Origin of the sequence: Bacillus sp. VT 712, assembly GCF_001614195.1 — a bacterium.
Classification (GTDB): Bacteria; Bacillota; Bacilli; order Bacillales; family Bacillaceae_H; genus Priestia; species Priestia flexa.
Genome location: NZ_LWBK01000020.1, coordinates 18,769 through 35,104, shown reverse-complemented (window position 1 = coordinate 35,104; position 16,336 = coordinate 18,769). Strand labels below are relative to the sequence as shown.

Annotated in this window: 17 protein-coding genes; 9 read left to right on the top strand and 8 right to left on the bottom strand. The window is 37.4% G+C overall.

Annotation, left to right across the window (positions count from 1 at the left end):
- Positions 1-465: 465 nt before the first annotated feature.
- Positions 466-678, top strand: coding sequence for an IDEAL domain-containing protein (locus A2U94_RS11455; protein ID WP_025909199.1), 213 nt, complete (start codon positions 466-468; stop codon positions 676-678).
- 114 nt (positions 679-792) lie between these two features.
- A complete protein-coding gene (locus tag A2U94_RS11450; protein ID WP_025909198.1) occupies positions 793-1,953 on the top strand; it encodes an aminotransferase A in 1,161 nt (386 codons plus the stop codon).
- A 148-nt stretch (positions 1,954-2,101) separates the two neighbouring features.
- Here A2U94_RS11450 and A2U94_RS11445 read toward each other — a convergent pair whose 3' ends face one another.
- Positions 2,102-2,965, bottom strand: coding sequence for an NAD(P)-dependent oxidoreductase (locus A2U94_RS11445; RefSeq protein ID WP_025909197.1), 864 nt, complete (start codon positions 2,963-2,965; stop codon positions 2,102-2,104).
- Positions 2,966-3,115: 150 nt separating this feature from the next.
- Between A2U94_RS11445 and A2U94_RS11440 the strand changes: the two genes are divergently transcribed.
- Positions 3,116-3,727 carry a nitroreductase family protein gene (locus A2U94_RS11440; RefSeq protein ID WP_025909196.1) on the top strand — a complete coding sequence of 204 codons (612 nt, stop codon included), beginning with the start codon at positions 3,116-3,118 and terminating at the stop codon, positions 3,725-3,727.
- A 40-nt stretch (positions 3,728-3,767) separates the two neighbouring features.
- On the opposite strand, the gene A2U94_RS11435 is transcribed toward A2U94_RS11440, so the two are convergent.
- Positions 3,768-4,553, bottom strand: coding sequence for an SDR family oxidoreductase (locus A2U94_RS11435; protein WP_035320403.1), 786 nt, complete (start codon positions 4,551-4,553; stop codon positions 3,768-3,770).
- Between the two features lie 105 nt (positions 4,554-4,658).
- A complete protein-coding gene (locus A2U94_RS11430) occupies positions 4,659-5,432 on the bottom strand; it encodes a hypothetical protein (protein ID WP_025909194.1) in 774 nt (257 codons plus the stop codon).
- A 206-nt stretch (positions 5,433-5,638) separates the two neighbouring features.
- Between A2U94_RS11430 and A2U94_RS11425 the strand changes: the two genes are divergently transcribed.
- The 6 genes from A2U94_RS11425 to A2U94_RS11400 all read left to right on the top strand — a co-directional run bounded on the left by A2U94_RS11425 (position 5,639) and on the right by A2U94_RS11400 (position 9,710).
- The gene (locus tag A2U94_RS11425) at positions 5,639-6,514 is read left to right on the top strand and encodes a LysR substrate-binding domain-containing protein (RefSeq protein WP_025909193.1); all 876 of its coding nucleotides are present in this window, start codon (positions 5,639-5,641) and stop codon (positions 6,512-6,514) included.
- A gap of 94 nt (positions 6,515-6,608) precedes the next feature.
- Positions 6,609-6,971, top strand: a complete 363-nt coding sequence (gene hxlR / locus A2U94_RS11420) for a transcriptional activator HxlR (protein ID WP_025909192.1) — start codon at positions 6,609-6,611, stop codon at positions 6,969-6,971.
- A 243-nt stretch (positions 6,972-7,214) separates the two neighbouring features.
- Positions 7,215-7,844, top strand: coding sequence for a 3-hexulose-6-phosphate synthase (gene hxlA / locus A2U94_RS11415; protein WP_025909191.1), 630 nt, complete (start codon positions 7,215-7,217; stop codon positions 7,842-7,844).
- Positions 7,845-7,860: 16 nt separating this feature from the next.
- The gene (gene hxlB / locus A2U94_RS11410; protein ID WP_373688707.1) at positions 7,861-8,412 is read left to right on the top strand and encodes a 6-phospho-3-hexuloisomerase; all 552 of its coding nucleotides are present in this window, start codon (positions 7,861-7,863) and stop codon (positions 8,410-8,412) included.
- Positions 8,413-8,661: 249 nt separating this feature from the next.
- Entirely contained in the window at positions 8,662-9,030 is a 369-nt protein-coding gene (locus tag A2U94_RS11405) for a CidA/LrgA family protein (RefSeq protein WP_035320391.1), read from the top strand.
- On the top strand, positions 9,027-9,710 hold the full coding sequence (locus A2U94_RS11400; protein WP_025909188.1) for an LrgB family protein: 684 nt from the start codon (positions 9,027-9,029) through the stop codon (positions 9,708-9,710). Before A2U94_RS11405 ends, A2U94_RS11400 begins: the two co-directional genes overlap by 4 nt.
- A gap of 328 nt (positions 9,711-10,038) precedes the next feature.
- Here the strand turns inward: A2U94_RS11400 and ptsP are convergent, their stop codons facing one another.
- The 5 genes from ptsP to A2U94_RS11375 form a co-directional block, all read right to left on the bottom strand.
- Positions 10,039-11,757: a phosphoenolpyruvate--protein phosphotransferase gene (gene ptsP, locus A2U94_RS11395; RefSeq protein ID WP_025909187.1), complete on the bottom strand. Its 1,719-nt coding sequence runs from the start codon at positions 11,755-11,757 to the stop codon at positions 10,039-10,041.
- Positions 11,757-12,023: a phosphocarrier protein HPr gene (locus A2U94_RS11390; protein ID WP_025909186.1), complete on the bottom strand. Its 267-nt coding sequence runs from the start codon at positions 12,021-12,023 to the stop codon at positions 11,757-11,759. Before A2U94_RS11390 ends, ptsP begins: the two co-directional genes overlap by 1 nt.
- An 18-nt stretch (positions 12,024-12,041) precedes the next feature.
- Complete coding sequence (gene ptsG / locus A2U94_RS11385) at positions 12,042-14,096, bottom strand: glucose-specific PTS transporter subunit IIBC (RefSeq protein WP_025909185.1); 2,055 nt, start codon at positions 14,094-14,096, stop codon at positions 12,042-12,044.
- 262 nt (positions 14,097-14,358) lie between these two features.
- Positions 14,359-15,207, bottom strand: a complete 849-nt coding sequence (glcT, locus tag A2U94_RS11380; RefSeq protein ID WP_025909184.1) for a glucose PTS transporter transcription antiterminator GlcT — start codon at positions 15,205-15,207, stop codon at positions 14,359-14,361.
- A 221-nt stretch (positions 15,208-15,428) separates the two neighbouring features.
- Positions 15,429-16,304, bottom strand: a complete 876-nt coding sequence (locus A2U94_RS11375) for a hypothetical protein (protein WP_025909183.1) — start codon at positions 16,302-16,304, stop codon at positions 15,429-15,431.
- Between the last annotated feature and the right edge of the window lie 32 nt (positions 16,305-16,336).

The following is a 16,336-nucleotide window of genomic DNA, read 5'->3' as shown; positions in this document are numbered from 1 at the left end:
CTCGACTCCTGCGGGAAAGAGAGGGAAAACGGAGATCCCGCAGCGCAGCGAGGAAGCTCAGGTTCCTCCCCGCGGAAAGCGAGTGGCCGTAGCGCAATGGAACGAACGTGTTCAGACAAACCAAAAAGATTGGAACAGCTATTGTTCGTCTCTTAGAAGCAATCATTTTGTTATGTCCCAAACTCTTTTTTGTGTGTAACTATGAGGGGGTTAACACTAGCTTCTGTTCTTCGATTGGCGTGATTTCCACTACCCTTACGAAGCTGTTACATACATAATAATTTTAAGTAGACTACCTCTCACTGTATTTCAACTAAATACATACATTTAAATAAAACTCCCCCTCTCGTTTAGCAATAAAATCATAAAAACACAGTGTCTATTTATGATTTTTAGAAAACGGAGGGTTACATGCGCCATAAGAGGGTATAGATTAGTAAGTATAATTAAAGGGGTTGTTGAGTGATGAACGATTATCGAAAAAATAAAAATTTCGCCACATCTACTTCATTTAGACCTGTCCAACCATACTATTCAAAAGAAGCAAGTCTATTGTTGAAAAAGTTATCAACGGATTTTAACAAAAAGCATGTAAGAGAATTAATTGACGAAGCGCTTGATAACAGAGATGAAGAACTTTTTTACAAATTAATAGCTCGCTATTCTCACCTTTTATAAAGTGAATGATTAAAACCACTATCTTCTCAATCTGCATTGAGAAGATAGTGGTTTTTTACATGTATACATTATGATAAAATGAGTGAAACACTGTGGAAGGATGGAACGACTAGTATGGAACATTTAATTAACAAACGAGTAAAAGGCATTGAACTGTCGGGTATTCGCAAATTTTATAATATGGTAGCTCAGTATGATAACGTATTGTCATTAACAATTGGACAACCTGATTTTCTAACGCCGCCTCATGTGAAAGAAGCTGCTAAAACGGCTATTGATGAAAACGCTACGTCTTACACACATAATGCAGGAACAATTGAGCTAAGAAAAGCAGCCGCTGAGTTTGTACATACAAAGTATCAATTATCCTACGATCCATCATCTGAGATCATTGTTACGATTGGAGCGAGTCAAGCCATTGATATTGCGATGCGAACAATTTTAGAAGAAGGCTCAGAGGTACTTTTACCAGGTCCAGTCTATCCTGGATACGAACCGCTCATTAAATTAAACGGTGCTATTCCTGTACATATTGATACAACACAAACTGGATTTCGTTTAACTGCTGATTTAATTGAGCAGCACCTAACGGATAAAACAAGATGTGTTATCTTACCTTACCCTTCAAATCCAACCGGCGTAACGCTGTCCAAAGAAGAGCTTCAAGAGATTGCTGACTTGTTAAAGGATAAAGAGGTTTTTGTCTTATCTGACGAAATTTATAGTGAACTTGTATTTGAAGGTAACCATCATTCGATTGCAGCCATTCCTTCAATGCGTGATAAAGCCATTGTGGTAAACGGCGTATCTAAGTCTCATTCGATGACAGGTTGGCGCATCGGGTTATTATTTGCGCCAGCATACTTAACAAAGCATATTTTAAAAGTGCATCAATACAACGTCAGCTGCGCATCATCCATTTCGCAAGCTGCGGCTCTTAACGCTTTAACAGCAGGTAAAAATGATGCTGTAGACATGAAAAAAGAATACGAAAGACGATTGAATTATGTTTACGAGCGTCTTGTTAAGATGGGCTTTGATGTGGAAAAGCCTAACGGTGCTTTTTATATTTTCCCATCGATTCAATCACTTAACATGTCGTCGTTTGACTTTGCACTTGAGTTAGTAAAAGAAGCAGGCGTAGCTCTTGTTCCCGGTAGTGCATTTTCAGACCTAGGTGAAGGCTATGTTAGACTTTCTTATGCTTATGCAATGGAGACGTTGGTTGAAGCAATGGACCGTATGGAATCCTATTTGCAAACAAAAAAAGGCTAAAAATGACTTAACGAGCTTTGTTTAGCTATGATTTCTATACGTATCCTATCTAACCTCCTACTAATGATATATTAATAAAAAAGCGTGAGTTCTCATGGAAACTCACGCTTTTTTATTAATGTACTTTTTTACAACCTTAACTAGAACTTTATTCTTTTTTATATAGCTTATATAAAGCCTGAGTTCCGCTATCTTGTTCTCCTTCTGCAGCTAACTGTTCATATAGATGATTCGCAAGAGCTAACCCTGGTGTTTCCATTCCTAGCTCTTTTGCTTCCTTTAAAGCAATCTGCATGTCTTTTATAAAATGCTTAATATAAAAGCCAGGTTCGAAATCTTCTTTTATCATACGCGGAGCTAAATTGCTCAGCGACCAACTTCCCGCCGCTCCTGCAGAAATTGAGCTTAATACCTTCTCCGGATCAAGGCCTGCTTTCTCAGCATAAACAAGTGCTTCAGCAACGCCCATCATATTGGAAGCAATCGTAATTTGGTTACACATTTTTGTGTGTTGACCAGCTCCTGCATCACCTTGTAAAATAACGTTTGTTCCTAAGAGCGAAAAGACATCTTTACACGCTTCAAATGCTTTCTTGTCTCCTCCGACCATAATTGTTAATGTTCCATTTTTAGCCCCTACATCTCCACCTGATACGGGAGCATCTAACGCATGAATCCTTAACTCTTTCGCTTGTTGGTATATTTCAACAGCTAAGCTTGGCTCCGAAGTGGTCATGTCAATAACATATGAACCAGCCTTCGCATTATGTAAAATTCCCTCTTTCCCAAAATAAATTTCTCTCACATCAGCTGGATAACCTACCATGGTAATAATGATGTCAGATTCGCTTGCTACGGTCGCTGGACTATCGTTCCACATAGCTCCTTTAGCAATAACCTCTTTTGCTTTTTCTTTTGTACGCGTATATACATTCACAGAATAACCTGCCTTTAGTAAATGCATAATCATGCTGCTTCCCATAACACCGCTACCGATAAATCCAATTTTCATAAAGTCTCCTCTTTTCTTTTCAAGCTCAATGTTTGTGATGACAACCCCTTAGGCATACTAAAGCATATATCTTGACGTTCATCCTATAAACAGGATAGAATGTGCATCAATTCCATCATTTTCACATTTATTTATTGGAGGTTTTTTAGTATGTCTAAAAATTTTTTTGATGTTGTAAGCGAGCGTACATCAATTCGCCACTATGACACATCTGTAAAATTAAGTAAAGAAGAATTAACTGAGCTACTAGACGCAACAGTGAAATCACCTTCTGCATGGAACTTACAGCACTGGCACTTCGTTGTCATTACAGACGAAGCTGCAAAAGAACGCTTGCTTCCAATTGCATACAATCAAAAACAGATTGTTGAAGCAGGTGCAGTCATCGCAATCTTAGGTGACTTAGAAGCAAACAAAAACACAGATGCTGTATATAACCCATTAGTTGACACTGGTCACATGACTGCGGAAGTAAAAGACATTTTAGCTGGTCAAATTAACGGTGCTTATAAAAATGCAACGTTTGCACGTGATGCAGCATTTACAAACGCTTCTTTAGCTGCCATGACGTTCATGCTAGCTGCTAAAGCAAAAGGATATGATACATGCTCAATGGGTGGCTTTAACGCTCAAAAATTTGTTGAAGAATTTAAAATTGAAGATCGCTACATCCCAGTAATGTTAATCTCTGTTGGAAAAGCTGCAAAACCTGCTCATGCTAGTGATCGTTTACCATTAGACCAAGTAACAACATGGATCTAATAATAGAAAACACGCAAACACATCGTTTGCGTGTTTTCTATTAAATAGACTTCACTAAGCCTCCATCTACTAAAAAGGACTGCCCCGTCATATACGAATTTGCTCCTGAAGCAACAAACGTGACGACTTTAGCAAACTCCTCAGGATTCCCATAGCGTCCGAGAGCAATCTGACTTGCCATTTCTGTTTGTACTTCTTCTTTCGTTATCCCTAACTTATTAGCCCGAATTGAATCTAATTCTCCTACTCGATCCGTTGCAATTCTTCCTGGAGCAACGGTATTAATTAAAATACCATAAGCTGCTAACTCTTCAGCAAGCGTTTTAGTTAAGCCAACAATTCCTGTTCGAAACGTATTTGACAGAACAAGACCAGGTATTGGCTCTTTAATAGAAGACGAGGCAATATTAATTATTTTGCCACCGCTTTTCTTCATAATCGGAACGACAGTCCGAGTCATTCGAATACAGCTCATTAAGTTATTTTCAAACGCCGTATACCAGTCTTCATCAGTCATCTCTAGAAAGTTACCTGCCTTTGGTCCCCCCGCGTTGTTTACTAAAATGTCGATTGTGCCAAACTCTTCTTCCGTAAACCGAACGGCTTGTTCAATATCTTGTAGGCTTGCTACATCAGCTTTGATATAACGTACATTATGTAATTCTATTTTGTTCAATTCGCTTACTACTCTTTGAAGCTTGTCTTCAGAACGACTAGCTATTACAACATTCGCTCCTTCTTTAGCAAACTGTGTTGCAATTGCTTTGCCAAGCCCTTGACTCGCTGCAAAAACTAAAGCTGTTTTCTCCTTTAAATTCAACTCCACTTTGACACCGCCTATCGTCTATTAACTATCTGAATCTTTTTAATAGTATCACAAAATCCAGATATGACTCAAATAAAAAAAGAGCATCTCTTCAATGCTCTTTTCCTAAACTTCTTCTAGGGTCCACTCTGCTTCTTTTTTGTTAAAAATCAAATAAGCTCTTAATTTACTCTCTTCTTGATTATTAAAACGCTCGTTATACATATCCTCCATATCCGTAAATCGACCGATCGTATAGACTGGAATATGCAGATCTTTACGTGACTGAGCCTGTTGTTCAAAATCAAAGAGCAAGCCGTCCTGCGTCAACATTAAAAGCGTATTAGCTACTACAAGTGGTAAAGCAGGATATTCAGATTTTTTTCGTCGAAACCCAAAACCTTTTTGCTTCAAAGAAGATGCTTTCAACGGAATCACACGACTTATCATATGCTTAATATCGTATACATCTCGATAATACGTTTTATTATAATAGCCATCTTCACCAGCTAAATAAACAAACTGATTGCTTAATTTATTCACAAAAGGTGAATGTAAGGGCTTTTTCATGTGCCCTAAATACAAGAGAGAAGCAACATCTTGTGGCTCCAATAAATCAAGTGAAGACACATCATCTACATCTATCCAACAAAAATCACCGTAATCTGATACCTCTTCGTCTACTAATAAAGAAACCTGTTCCTCTTCAAGATAGTCCATATGAGTAGAGTAATGGTAATCGCTATCTTCAAATTGATGTTTTAATAACAAAAGGTTCGTGAGAGGATTACGCAATGACTGATAGAACTCTTTAAACGTAATGCCATGCGTGACAAAGCACTTCTCATTTACATTTCCATTTATATAAACGACATCTTTCATTCCTTCTGCTTTACTCAACCTTCCTAACCACCTTACCAATTCATTTCAAAGAGTAAATACGTTCCTTCAATTCATTTATTATATCTCTAAAATAAAGAAGGTGTAAATATATATATGCAGTAATTTTTCTGAGAACTTTCCATTTTAATCATTAAAAATTCCCGAATATGATGCTACAATATTCCATAGTCTAAAAACAAATTTTAATTGGAGTGAATGCTTTCATGGATGTACGTCATCTACATTATTTTACTGAGGTTGCTAAGCATAAAAATTTCACGCGTGCTTCAGAAGCTTTACATATCTCACAACCTTCACTAAGTAAGATGGTGAAGTCTTTAGAGGAAGAGCTTGGAACTCCACTATTAGATCGTTCCTTTAAAAAAGTAGAACTAACTGATGCGGGAGCCATTGTGTATGAACAAGCTGAAAGCATCATCGCTTCTTTACGCGACCTATCTAATTCTTTATATGACTTAATGCATTTAAAACGAGGAATCATTAAGATTGGCATTCCTCCCATTATCGGTACATTGTTTTTCCCACGTATTATTAAATCATTTCGAGAGCAATATCCTGACGTTCAAATTCAAATGATTGAGTACGGAGCAAAAAAGATGGAGAAAATCGTAGAACAAGGAGACGTAGACGTAGGAGTTGTGCTACTGCCAGTAAACGAGGACATGTTTTCCTTTACCCCATTAGCAAAAGAAACCTTGCAGCTCATTGTTCATAAAAACCACCCTCTTGCTCGTCATAAAAGCATTTCGTTGCAAGAATTAAAAAATGAGACCTTTATTTCGTTTCACGAAGACTTTACGATGTATGAGATGGTTTACAATGAGTGTTTAAAAAGCGGCTTTGAGCCTACTATTGGCTATAAAAGCTCACAGTGGGATTTTATTAGCGAAATGGTCGCCGCTAACTTAGGAATTGCGCTGTTTCCTTATTCTTTGTGTGAAAAAATTGATTTAGAACAGCTCACAGTTGTTGAGTTAGAAAACGGGATTCCTTGGGAACTAGCTCTTATTACAAAACAAGATCGCTATATTTCATACGCCACTCAAGCATTTATTGATCATATTAAACAAACTGTATAATCGCACGCGCTGCAAGCTAAACTTTTGAAAAAATAGAAATATAAGAAGTATAATAAAAGGTACTGAGTAATGGAACAAAAATGAGGTGAACCAATTGAGTCAGCTAAATAAAGAATTTAATTGTGAGAAAGAATTGACGCTCGCTATCATCGGCGGAAAGTGGAAAATGCTCATTCTATGGCATTTAGGTCATGAAGGGACAAAGCGCTTTGGTGAATTAAAAGCCTTAATCCCTGACATCACGCCTCGCATGCTGGCAAATCAGCTACGAGAGCTAGAAGATGATGTAATCGTCCACCGAGAGGTATACCCTGTCGTTCCTCCAAAGGTTGAGTATTCGCTAACTAAACATGGTCAAAGCCTGATACCAGTCTTAACTGCTATGTATAGCTGGGGACAAAGTTACCGTGAAACTGTACTAGTAAATCAAGAAAAAAGTGAAGCAATCACCAAATAAGAATTGTGAAATAAATTTTTTTAGAGATGATGCATTATGCATCATCTCTATTTTCCCAAGTAAATAAAGCGATTACATAGCTGTTATCACCAAAAGTATACTCTAGTATACTATCAAATTCTATAGTAGTTGTTTACAAAGTGCGTACTTTTAGCAGCAAATAAAACTGGGTATACTACTTTTACACCTGTTGCTTTGTTACATAACAGTGAATAGATAGAATTTCTAAGGAGTGAAGAAAGCATGGAACTACAATTAGCATTAGATTTAGTAAACATCGCTGAAGCAAAAGAGGTTATTAAAGAAGTTGAAGATCATATTGATATCGTAGAAATCGGGACGCCCGTTGTCATTAACGAAGGCTTGCGTGCTGTAAAAGAGGTTAAAGAAGCATTTCCAAACTTAAAAGTATTAGCTGACCTTAAAATTATGGATGCTGCCGGTTACGAAGTACAGCAAGCATCAAAAGCTGGCGCTGACATTGTGACGATTTTAGGTGTTGCTGAAGATATGTCAATTAAAGGTGCTGTGGAAGAAGCAAAAAAACAAAACAAAAAAATCCTTGTTGATATGATTGGTGTTAAAGATATTAAAGGTCGTGCTCAAGAATTAGATGAGCTTGGCGTTGATTATATTTGTGTTCATACTGGTTACGATTTACAAGCTGTTGGCCAAAACTCATTTGAAGACTTAGTAACGATCAAAAGCGTTGTTAAAAATGCAAAAACCGCTGTTGCTGGTGGCATTAAGTTAGAAACGTTACCAGAAGTAGTAAAAGCTCAGCCAGACCTTGTTATTGTTGGTGGCGGTATTACAGGTCAAGACGATAAAAAAGCGACAGCTGCTAAAATGAAAGAACTTATTTCAAACTGAGGAACGAATCGTGAATATTAACAGCCATTTACGTCAAATTGTAGACGAACTGACACAGACTACAGAGCGTGTTTCATCTAGTGAAGCTGAGCAGCTTGTTAATGCCATCATTGAAGCAAAGCGCGTTTTCGTAACAGGCTCTGGTCGTTCAGGCTTCATGGGAAAATCATTTGCCATGAGAATGATGCATATGGGTATTGATGCTTATGTTATCGGCGAAACCGTTACCTCAACATTTACCAAAGATGACCTGCTTATCTTAGGATCTGGATCTGGTGAAACAAAAATGCTTATTCCAGTTGTGGAAAAAGCAAAAGAAATTGGTGGTAAAGTTAGCGTTGTTACCATCTCTCCTAAATCGACGCTTGGAACGTTAGCTGATTTTACTGTCAAACTTCCAGGTGCAAAAAAAGACCAAACAAATAGTGACTATCAAACTGTACAGCCAATGGGGTCTCTATTTGAACAAACGCTCTTGCTTTTTTACGATGCGCTTATTCTGCGCTTTATGGAAAAGAAAGGTTTAGACACGCACAAAATGTACGGTAAACATGCTAATTTAGAATAGCAAAAAAGCCACCTCTTTTATAAGATGGTGGCTTTTTTCATTCCACTTTAGCTATAGTTAAAAGGCATAGTAATTATAGTTATTATATATTTTACGTTATAGCTAAATTTAGGTAAGATAAGTTTGTAGCATTCATCTTCTCAATTTATACCTCATCGGTATAAGCCAAAAATACTTTCTTTTTCCCCCAATAGAGTCGCCGATTAGGCGGCTCTATTATTATGAATAAGCTAAAGGAGGAACATCATAATGAAGGTTTTAACATTATTTGTTCAAATTCTTTTTTTCATATTAATCTTTTTTGTTGGTCAACAGATTTCTCAAGCGCTGAACCTTCCTATTCCAGGAAGCATTGTTGGATTTGGTTTGCTGTTTTTGTTGCTTCATTTGAAGGTCATTAAATTAAATTGGGTAGAGCGAGCTGGCAATTTGCTTGTTGGTGAACTATTACTCTTTTTTATTCCAGCCGTTGTAGGTCTAATTAATTATGGAGACGTTCTTAAATCATTTGGACTTCAAATTTTAATTGTTGTTACGATAAGTACCATTGTAGTTATGGCGATTACCGGAATGATGGCTGAATCTATTTCTAAACGCAAGGAGGTGTCAAACGAATGACTTGGTTAACAGCTGTAGCATTTCCACTTACACTCGTTGTCTATACGCTTTCAAAATGGCTTTATAAAAAATATAAAACCATTTTGGTTTCGCCTATTTTACTAGCTCCCTGCTTGCTCATCATATTTTTATTATTCTCACATGGTTCATACGATCAGTATAAGCAAGGAGCAGACTTTATTAGCTACATGCTCGGACCCGCTACGGTAGCATTTGCTGTGCCGATGTATAAGTATTTTCATCTTCTAAAAAAACATCGTGTAGAGATTGCCGTAAGCGTAGCAACTGGAACTCTTGTAGCGATGGTATCTTCAATGATTTTAGCGGGTCTTTTCCATATGAAAGCCACGCTTGTACAAAGTATTATTCCACGTTCTGTGACTATTCCTATTGCCATTAACGTATCAGAAACGCTTGGAGGAGACCCGAATATTACAATTTTATTCGTTGTGCTGTCAGGCATTATTGGAACGTTTATTGCACCTACCCTTATCAAATACCTTGCTCTTCACTCTTCACTAGCTAAGGGCTTGCTTTTAGGAGTGGCGTCACACGGTACAGGTACGGCTCGTGCATTCGAGTTTGGTAAAATTGAAGGGACATTCTCAAGCTTAGGAATGATTGTAGCAGCACTTTTAACGATGGTGTTTGCTAATATCTTTTTACCTTTGCTCTTTTAAACAACACAAGGTTGGGACATAACGAAATGCTCCCTTCTCAAAGACGAATCATAACGTTTCTACAATAGTTAATTTATAGCAACAAGTTCGTTCCATTGCGCTACGGACACTCGCTTTCCGCGAGGAGGAATCTGAGCCTCCCCGCTGCGCTTGCGGGGTCTCAACCTTTCCTCTATCTCCCGCAGGAGTCGAGTGTCCTACGCTCCATTCCACCCTGTTTCCAACATTGTTTTCACAATCAACAAAAAACCTGAACGATTAAAAGTGAGAAACTCTCAATCGTTCAGGTTTATCATTAGCTGAATTACTTATGTCCCAGCCTCTTTTATTAGATATGGAATTTTGATTTTACAAATTCAATTACTTCTTCAGTAGAAGACATTGATAAAATCTCATCTAAGTGTGGTTCAATATCCGCTTTTGATAATTGACGGATTTGAGAACGTGCTTTTAAGATAGATGTTGCGCTCATTGAGAATTCATCTAAGCCTAAGCCTAAAAGAATTGGAATCGCAATTTCATCTCCAGCCATTTCTCCACACATACCAACCCATTTGCCTTCTTTATGAGCCGCTTTAATAACCATGTTTACTAAGCGTAAGATTGCCGGGTTATACGGTTGATATAAGTAAGATACGCGCTCATTCATGCGGTCAGCCGCAAGCGTGTATTGAATTAAATCGTTTGTTCCAATTGAGAAGAAGTCTACTTCTTTTGCAAATAAATCTGCAATAACTGCTGAAGAAGGAATTTCAACCATCATACCTACTTCAATGTTATCAGAAACGCTAACGCCCTCTGCTTCAAGCTTTGCTTTTTCTTCTAAAAGAATGGCTTTTGCTTGGCGGAACTCGTCAACTGTTGCAATCATTGGGAACATGATTTTTAAGTTTCCATATACGCTAGCACGTAATAACGCACGAAGCTGTGTACGGAACATATCTTGCATTTCTAAGCATAGACGGATTGCACGGAAACCTAAGAATGGATTCATTTCTTTAGGTAGGTTTAGATAAGGAAGCTCTTTATCTCCACCGATATCTAAAGTACGAACAACAACAGGCTTGCCTTCCATACGCTCTAAAACTGTTTTGTATGATGTGAATTGTTCTTCCTCTGTTGGAAGTTCTTCACGACCCATATATAAGAACTCTGTACGGTAAAGACCAACGCCTTCACCACCGTTTTCTAATACACCTTTAACATCTTCAGGCGTTCCAATATTAGCAGCAAGTTCTACGTGGTGATCATCCGCTGAAACTGTTTTTTCGTTTACAAGCTTTGCCCATTCAGCTTTTTGTGCTGCATATTCTTCTGCCTTTTTCTCATACGCTTTAATCGTTTCTTCTGATGGGTTAACAATAACGTTTCCATCAAGACCATCAACGATTACAAGTGTATCGTTTTCAATGTCTTCCATAACTGTTTTTGTTCCAACAACAGCTGGAATTTCCATTGAACGGGCCATAATTGCAGAGTGAGAAGTACGGCCTCCGATATCAGTTGTAAACCCTTTTACAAATTTACGATTTAACTGAGCTGTGTCAGATGGCGTTAAGTCTTCTGCAATAATGACAACTTCTTCAGAAATCATGCTTGGGTTTGAAACGTTTACACCTAAAAGATGTGCTAATACACGCTTCGTTACGTCACGAATATCTGCTGCACGCTCTTTCATGTATTCGTTATCCATTGACTCAAACATGTTGATGAACATCGCTGCAACTTCGTCTAGTGCGACTTCTGCATTCACGTTTTCACCAGTAATTTTATCTTTAATCGGATTGATTAATTCCGGATCGCTTAATACTAATAAATGTGCTGCAAAGATTTCAGCTTTATCTTCGCCAAGTTCTTTACGCGCATGTTCTTTAATCGTTTCAAGTTCTGATCTAGATGTTGCAAGTGCTTCTTCTAGACGAGCTACTTCAGCTTCAACGTCTGAAACGGATTTCTTTTCAACGGTTAACTCTGGATTTTCTAGACGGAATGCTTTAGCAATAGCAATGCCGCTAGAAGCGGCAATGCCTTGAATTTCCACTGTCATTATTCGCCTAATCCTTCTTTTTTCATTGTATCTTCAAGAGCTGCAATTGCATCAGCTTCGTCTGAACCTTCAGCAGAAATTGTGATTGTAGCTCCTTTTTGGATACCTAAAGACATAACGCCCATGATTGATTTTAAGTTTACAGTTTTACCGTTGAACTCTAAGTTGATATCAGAATCAAATTTGCTAGCTGCTTGTACTAATGTTGTTGCTGGACGTGCGTGAATTCCTGAGTCTGCTGTTACTGTAAATGTTTTTTGTGCCATGTTAAATCAATCTCCTTTTTACTTTGAAATAGTAATAATATTTTGTTCTTGCAATGAAACTTCGCCTTGCTTTAAGATTTTTACCTTTTCATCTGCTTGTAGGTTTGTAAAGATGACAGGTGTAATCGTAGATGGTGCATTTGATTTTACAAAATCCAAGTCAACTTGTAATAATGGTTGGCCTTGCTTCACTTCGTCACCTTGAGCAACAAGTGCATCAAAACCTTCACCTTTTAAGTTAACTGTGTCAATTCCAAAGTGAATTAGAATTTCTTGCCCAGTCGTTGATTCAATTCCTAAAGCATGCTTCGTCGGGAATAAGTTTACTATCTTTCCATCCACTGGCGCAACTACTGTGCCTGTTTTCGGAATAATCGCAAAACCGTCACCCATTAATTTTTGTGAGAATACTTGGTCCGGTACTTCTGATAACGGAACTAATTCTCCTTCAATTGGTGAAACAATGTCGCCACCGTTTGTGCTTACCGCAGCTTTCGATGCTTCTTCTACAGCTTTTGGTTCTTCTTTTGGTGCAACAGGCGTTTTGCCATCCATAATGTCTTTAATCTGACTCTTTAACGTATCAGATTTAGGACCAAAGATTGCTTGAATATTGTTACCTACTTCTAACACACCAGAAGCCCCTAACTTTTTCAATCGCTCTTTATCAACATTTTTAACATCATCAACTGATACACGTAAACGAGTAATACATGCGTCTAAGTGCGTAATGTTTGGTTGACCACCTAATGCTTCTAGGATATTGCGTGGTAATTCACCCGCTTCAACCTTATCACTATCTGCATCATCCGATTTCTCTTCACGACCTGGTGTTTTTAAATTAAACTTACGGATCGCAAAGCGGAAACCAAAGTAATAAATAACTGCTAGAACAAGACCAACTGGGATTACTAACCACCAATCTGTTCTATTTTGTAACACACCGAATAGGATATAGTCAATAACCCCACCGGAGAATGTCATACCAATTTTAACATTTAAAATCTCCATGATCATAAATGATAGACCAGCAAACACTGCGTGAATTGCGAATAAAACTGGTGCTACGAATAAGAATGAGAACTCAAGTGGTTCTGTAATACCTGTTAAAAATGATGTTAAAGCCGCTGAACCCATGATACCAGCTACATACTTCTTATTTTCAGGACGAGCTTCGTGATAAATAGCAAGCGCTGCTGCTGGTAAACCGAACATCATGAACGGGAATTTACCAACTTGGAACGTACCTGCTGTTAATTCAGCACCATCTGCTAATTGTGCCATGAAGATACGTTGGTCTCCACGGAACACTTCACCAGCTTGATTCACATAAGACCCAAACTCATACCAGAATGGTGAATAGAAAATATGGTGTAAACCGAATGGAATTAATGAACGCTCAATAACCCCGAAGATAAATGCCGATAGCGTTAAGTTTGCATCAATCATATTGTTTGAGAATGCATTTAGTGCATTTTGAATGATTGGCCATATTGCTACCATGATTAAACCAATAACAATTGATGATACCGCTGTTGCGATTGGAACAAAGCGCTTACCAGCAAAGAAACCTAAGTATGGAGGTAGCTCGATGTTAAAGAAACGGTTGTACATAGCCGCTGCTAGCACCCCAATTATAATACCACCAAACACACCTGTTTGTAACGTTGGAATTCCTAACACACTTGCGTATGCAGGATCTTCTAATAACTTAGCAAATTCAGCTGGTTTTAAACCATCCAGCCCTTTTACTGTACCCATCGTTACGTTCATAATTAAATAACCAACGATTGCTGCAAGTCCGGCTACGCCTTCTCCTCCAGCTAACCCAACTGCTACCCCTACAGCAAATAGTAAAGGTAAGTTACCAAAAATAATGTCTCCAGCGTTGGACATAACATGAGCAACCATCTGGAACCAGTCAGCATTTAAAGCCGGTAATCTTTCAAGTAACGTTTCATTTTGAAAAGCAGTACCAAACCCAAGTAGGATACCTGCTGCCGGTAAAATCGCAACCGGCAACATAAGTGCTTTTCCGACTTTTTGTAAGACGCCAAAAAGCTTTTTAAACATGGCGTTTTACCCCCTTTTTATATTTGTATTGTGCAACAAGATGATGTTTTGATACACATTCAATTCAAACGCTTTCTTTTTAACAAAAAAGGGTACGTGAATCTAAGTGAGTATTTCATTAGTTTGTTCATGATTACGCTTTCTTACAACAAAAAAGGCATGGTGAAAATTGAAACACCAACAAAAGGATAGACCTATCCCTGTCCATGCGTTTCATTTCTCACTCATGCCTGATCGTATCAGTAACACGTATGAAATGATTTTATAAATCCGATTTTGTCATAAGTCGCTGCAGATGCATCGTTAAATAAACGGCTTCTGCTTCATAAACTGGTAAGTGTAGAGCTTGTTGCATAATTTTAATCACTTTCCATGAGACATTGTAACATAGAGGATATTCCTCTTTCAATAGTAAAGCAATTTTTTTTGGTTCTTCAATGACTTCCCCTGTCTTCACCCGATCAATTGCAAAATGCAAGTGGCGAATTAGCCTCATATAATGAACAGATTCTTTGTTCACATCAAGGTTTAAAGACTCTTCAATGACGTTAATAATTGTTTGAATAAGCTGCGAATCTTGATTTACTTCTAAAATATTTTTTTCCGTTAGCGCGCTGTGAATATGCAGTGCAATAAACCCCACTTCCCCTATCGGTAGCTGCACTCCAACTTTTTCATGAATCATTGCTACAACCTCTTCAGCAATTTCAAATTCTTTTGGGTAAAGAGCTTTTGTTTCAATTAAAAAAGGATTTTTCAAATCAAGGCCTTGTTGAAAACGCTTTACAGCAAATGCAATATGATCTGTTAATCCGATATGAATGTGCTCATTTAAAGGTTTAGATACACGTGCTTGTATATGTGTAATGATATCATTCATCATCTCAATTACATTTTCGTCAACCTGTAGTAAAAGCTGCTTATATTGTTCCTGCTCTTCCTCGCTTTTAAGCAAAAACATCTTTTCTACAGCATCTGCATCTATTTCGTCGTTTTTCTTTTTATTAAAGCCAATTCCTTTTCCTATTAAAACAACCTCTTTGTATGCATTGTGTGTAGCAATTAAAACATTATTATTTAGTACCTTTTTTACAAAAAAGGACTCTCTCACGAATCCTTCACTCCCCTACTTGACTTCAATTACGCGTTTTTTTATTGTACGAAAACTGGCAAAAGAACGTCAAATCTTTTGTTTTGTTTCATTTTTACCTTTATAACCTCATGAAAGAAGTATCTCTTGGGAAAGTAAATATTTTCCTTCATTAAATGTTTAATAAGTAAAAGCTTACTTTTTTTATACTAGCTTCAAAATAATTTATTGTACGTACTATCTTAGTGCTTATTTCTCATAAACGCAATGAATTTTTTTGAGTCGGTTCCATAACATGCATTGACAATAAATTGGTTATATTTAGCTGTAAATAAAATTACTACAACATCTAATAGTGCAAAGAACCCCAACGAATTCCATTTAGGTAACACCAATATATCTGTAGACAGTAAAACGAAATCAGCTATTCGAAAACCAAGAAAAAAGCAGCCTAGCATGGTTAGAGAACGCTTTAAAATTCCCCAAGAATATAGGGCTGTTAAAAGCCATACATAAAGTGTATTAAAACTAAGCACATCCCGTGTCTCTGATTGAAACCACCCCACATGTATAGAGTGGGTTTTAAACATGGCAAGTAAAAACAACATGATGGTTGTGTTAATTGCTAATAAGCTAAAGAATAAGTTTAATACATGAATCCACCGCTCAAATCGATCAGACAGCCACGCATGCCATGTCTTTGCAATGACGAACCCAATTGTCATAAAAATACCTGTGTAAATCGTTTTCCACCAATACTGTATATACACACCTAAAGAGATAAACAATTCTTCAATTCCCATAAAAATAAACGATATAAGTACAATATAACGAAACTTCAGCTGATAAGCCCCAATTAAAACAGCGATAACTGGAAATGCAAAGGCTTGTGATACCAACGACCCCAAAATATTATCAAGGTCTGTTTTATGTACAAAATTCGGATTATATTGATAGCTTTTAAATAGTACAAGAATGAAGTACTCCAACACGTACGCTAAACCAATCATAAAGAATAATAAGATAATCAGTTTTTTATCCCTTGTATTCCATAGAACAAAAACAAAGATTAGGACACTTATGATAATTAAAACCAAAAACGGTATATAATGAGGCATGAAAGTCTCCCTTAACATAAACTAGTTACTAT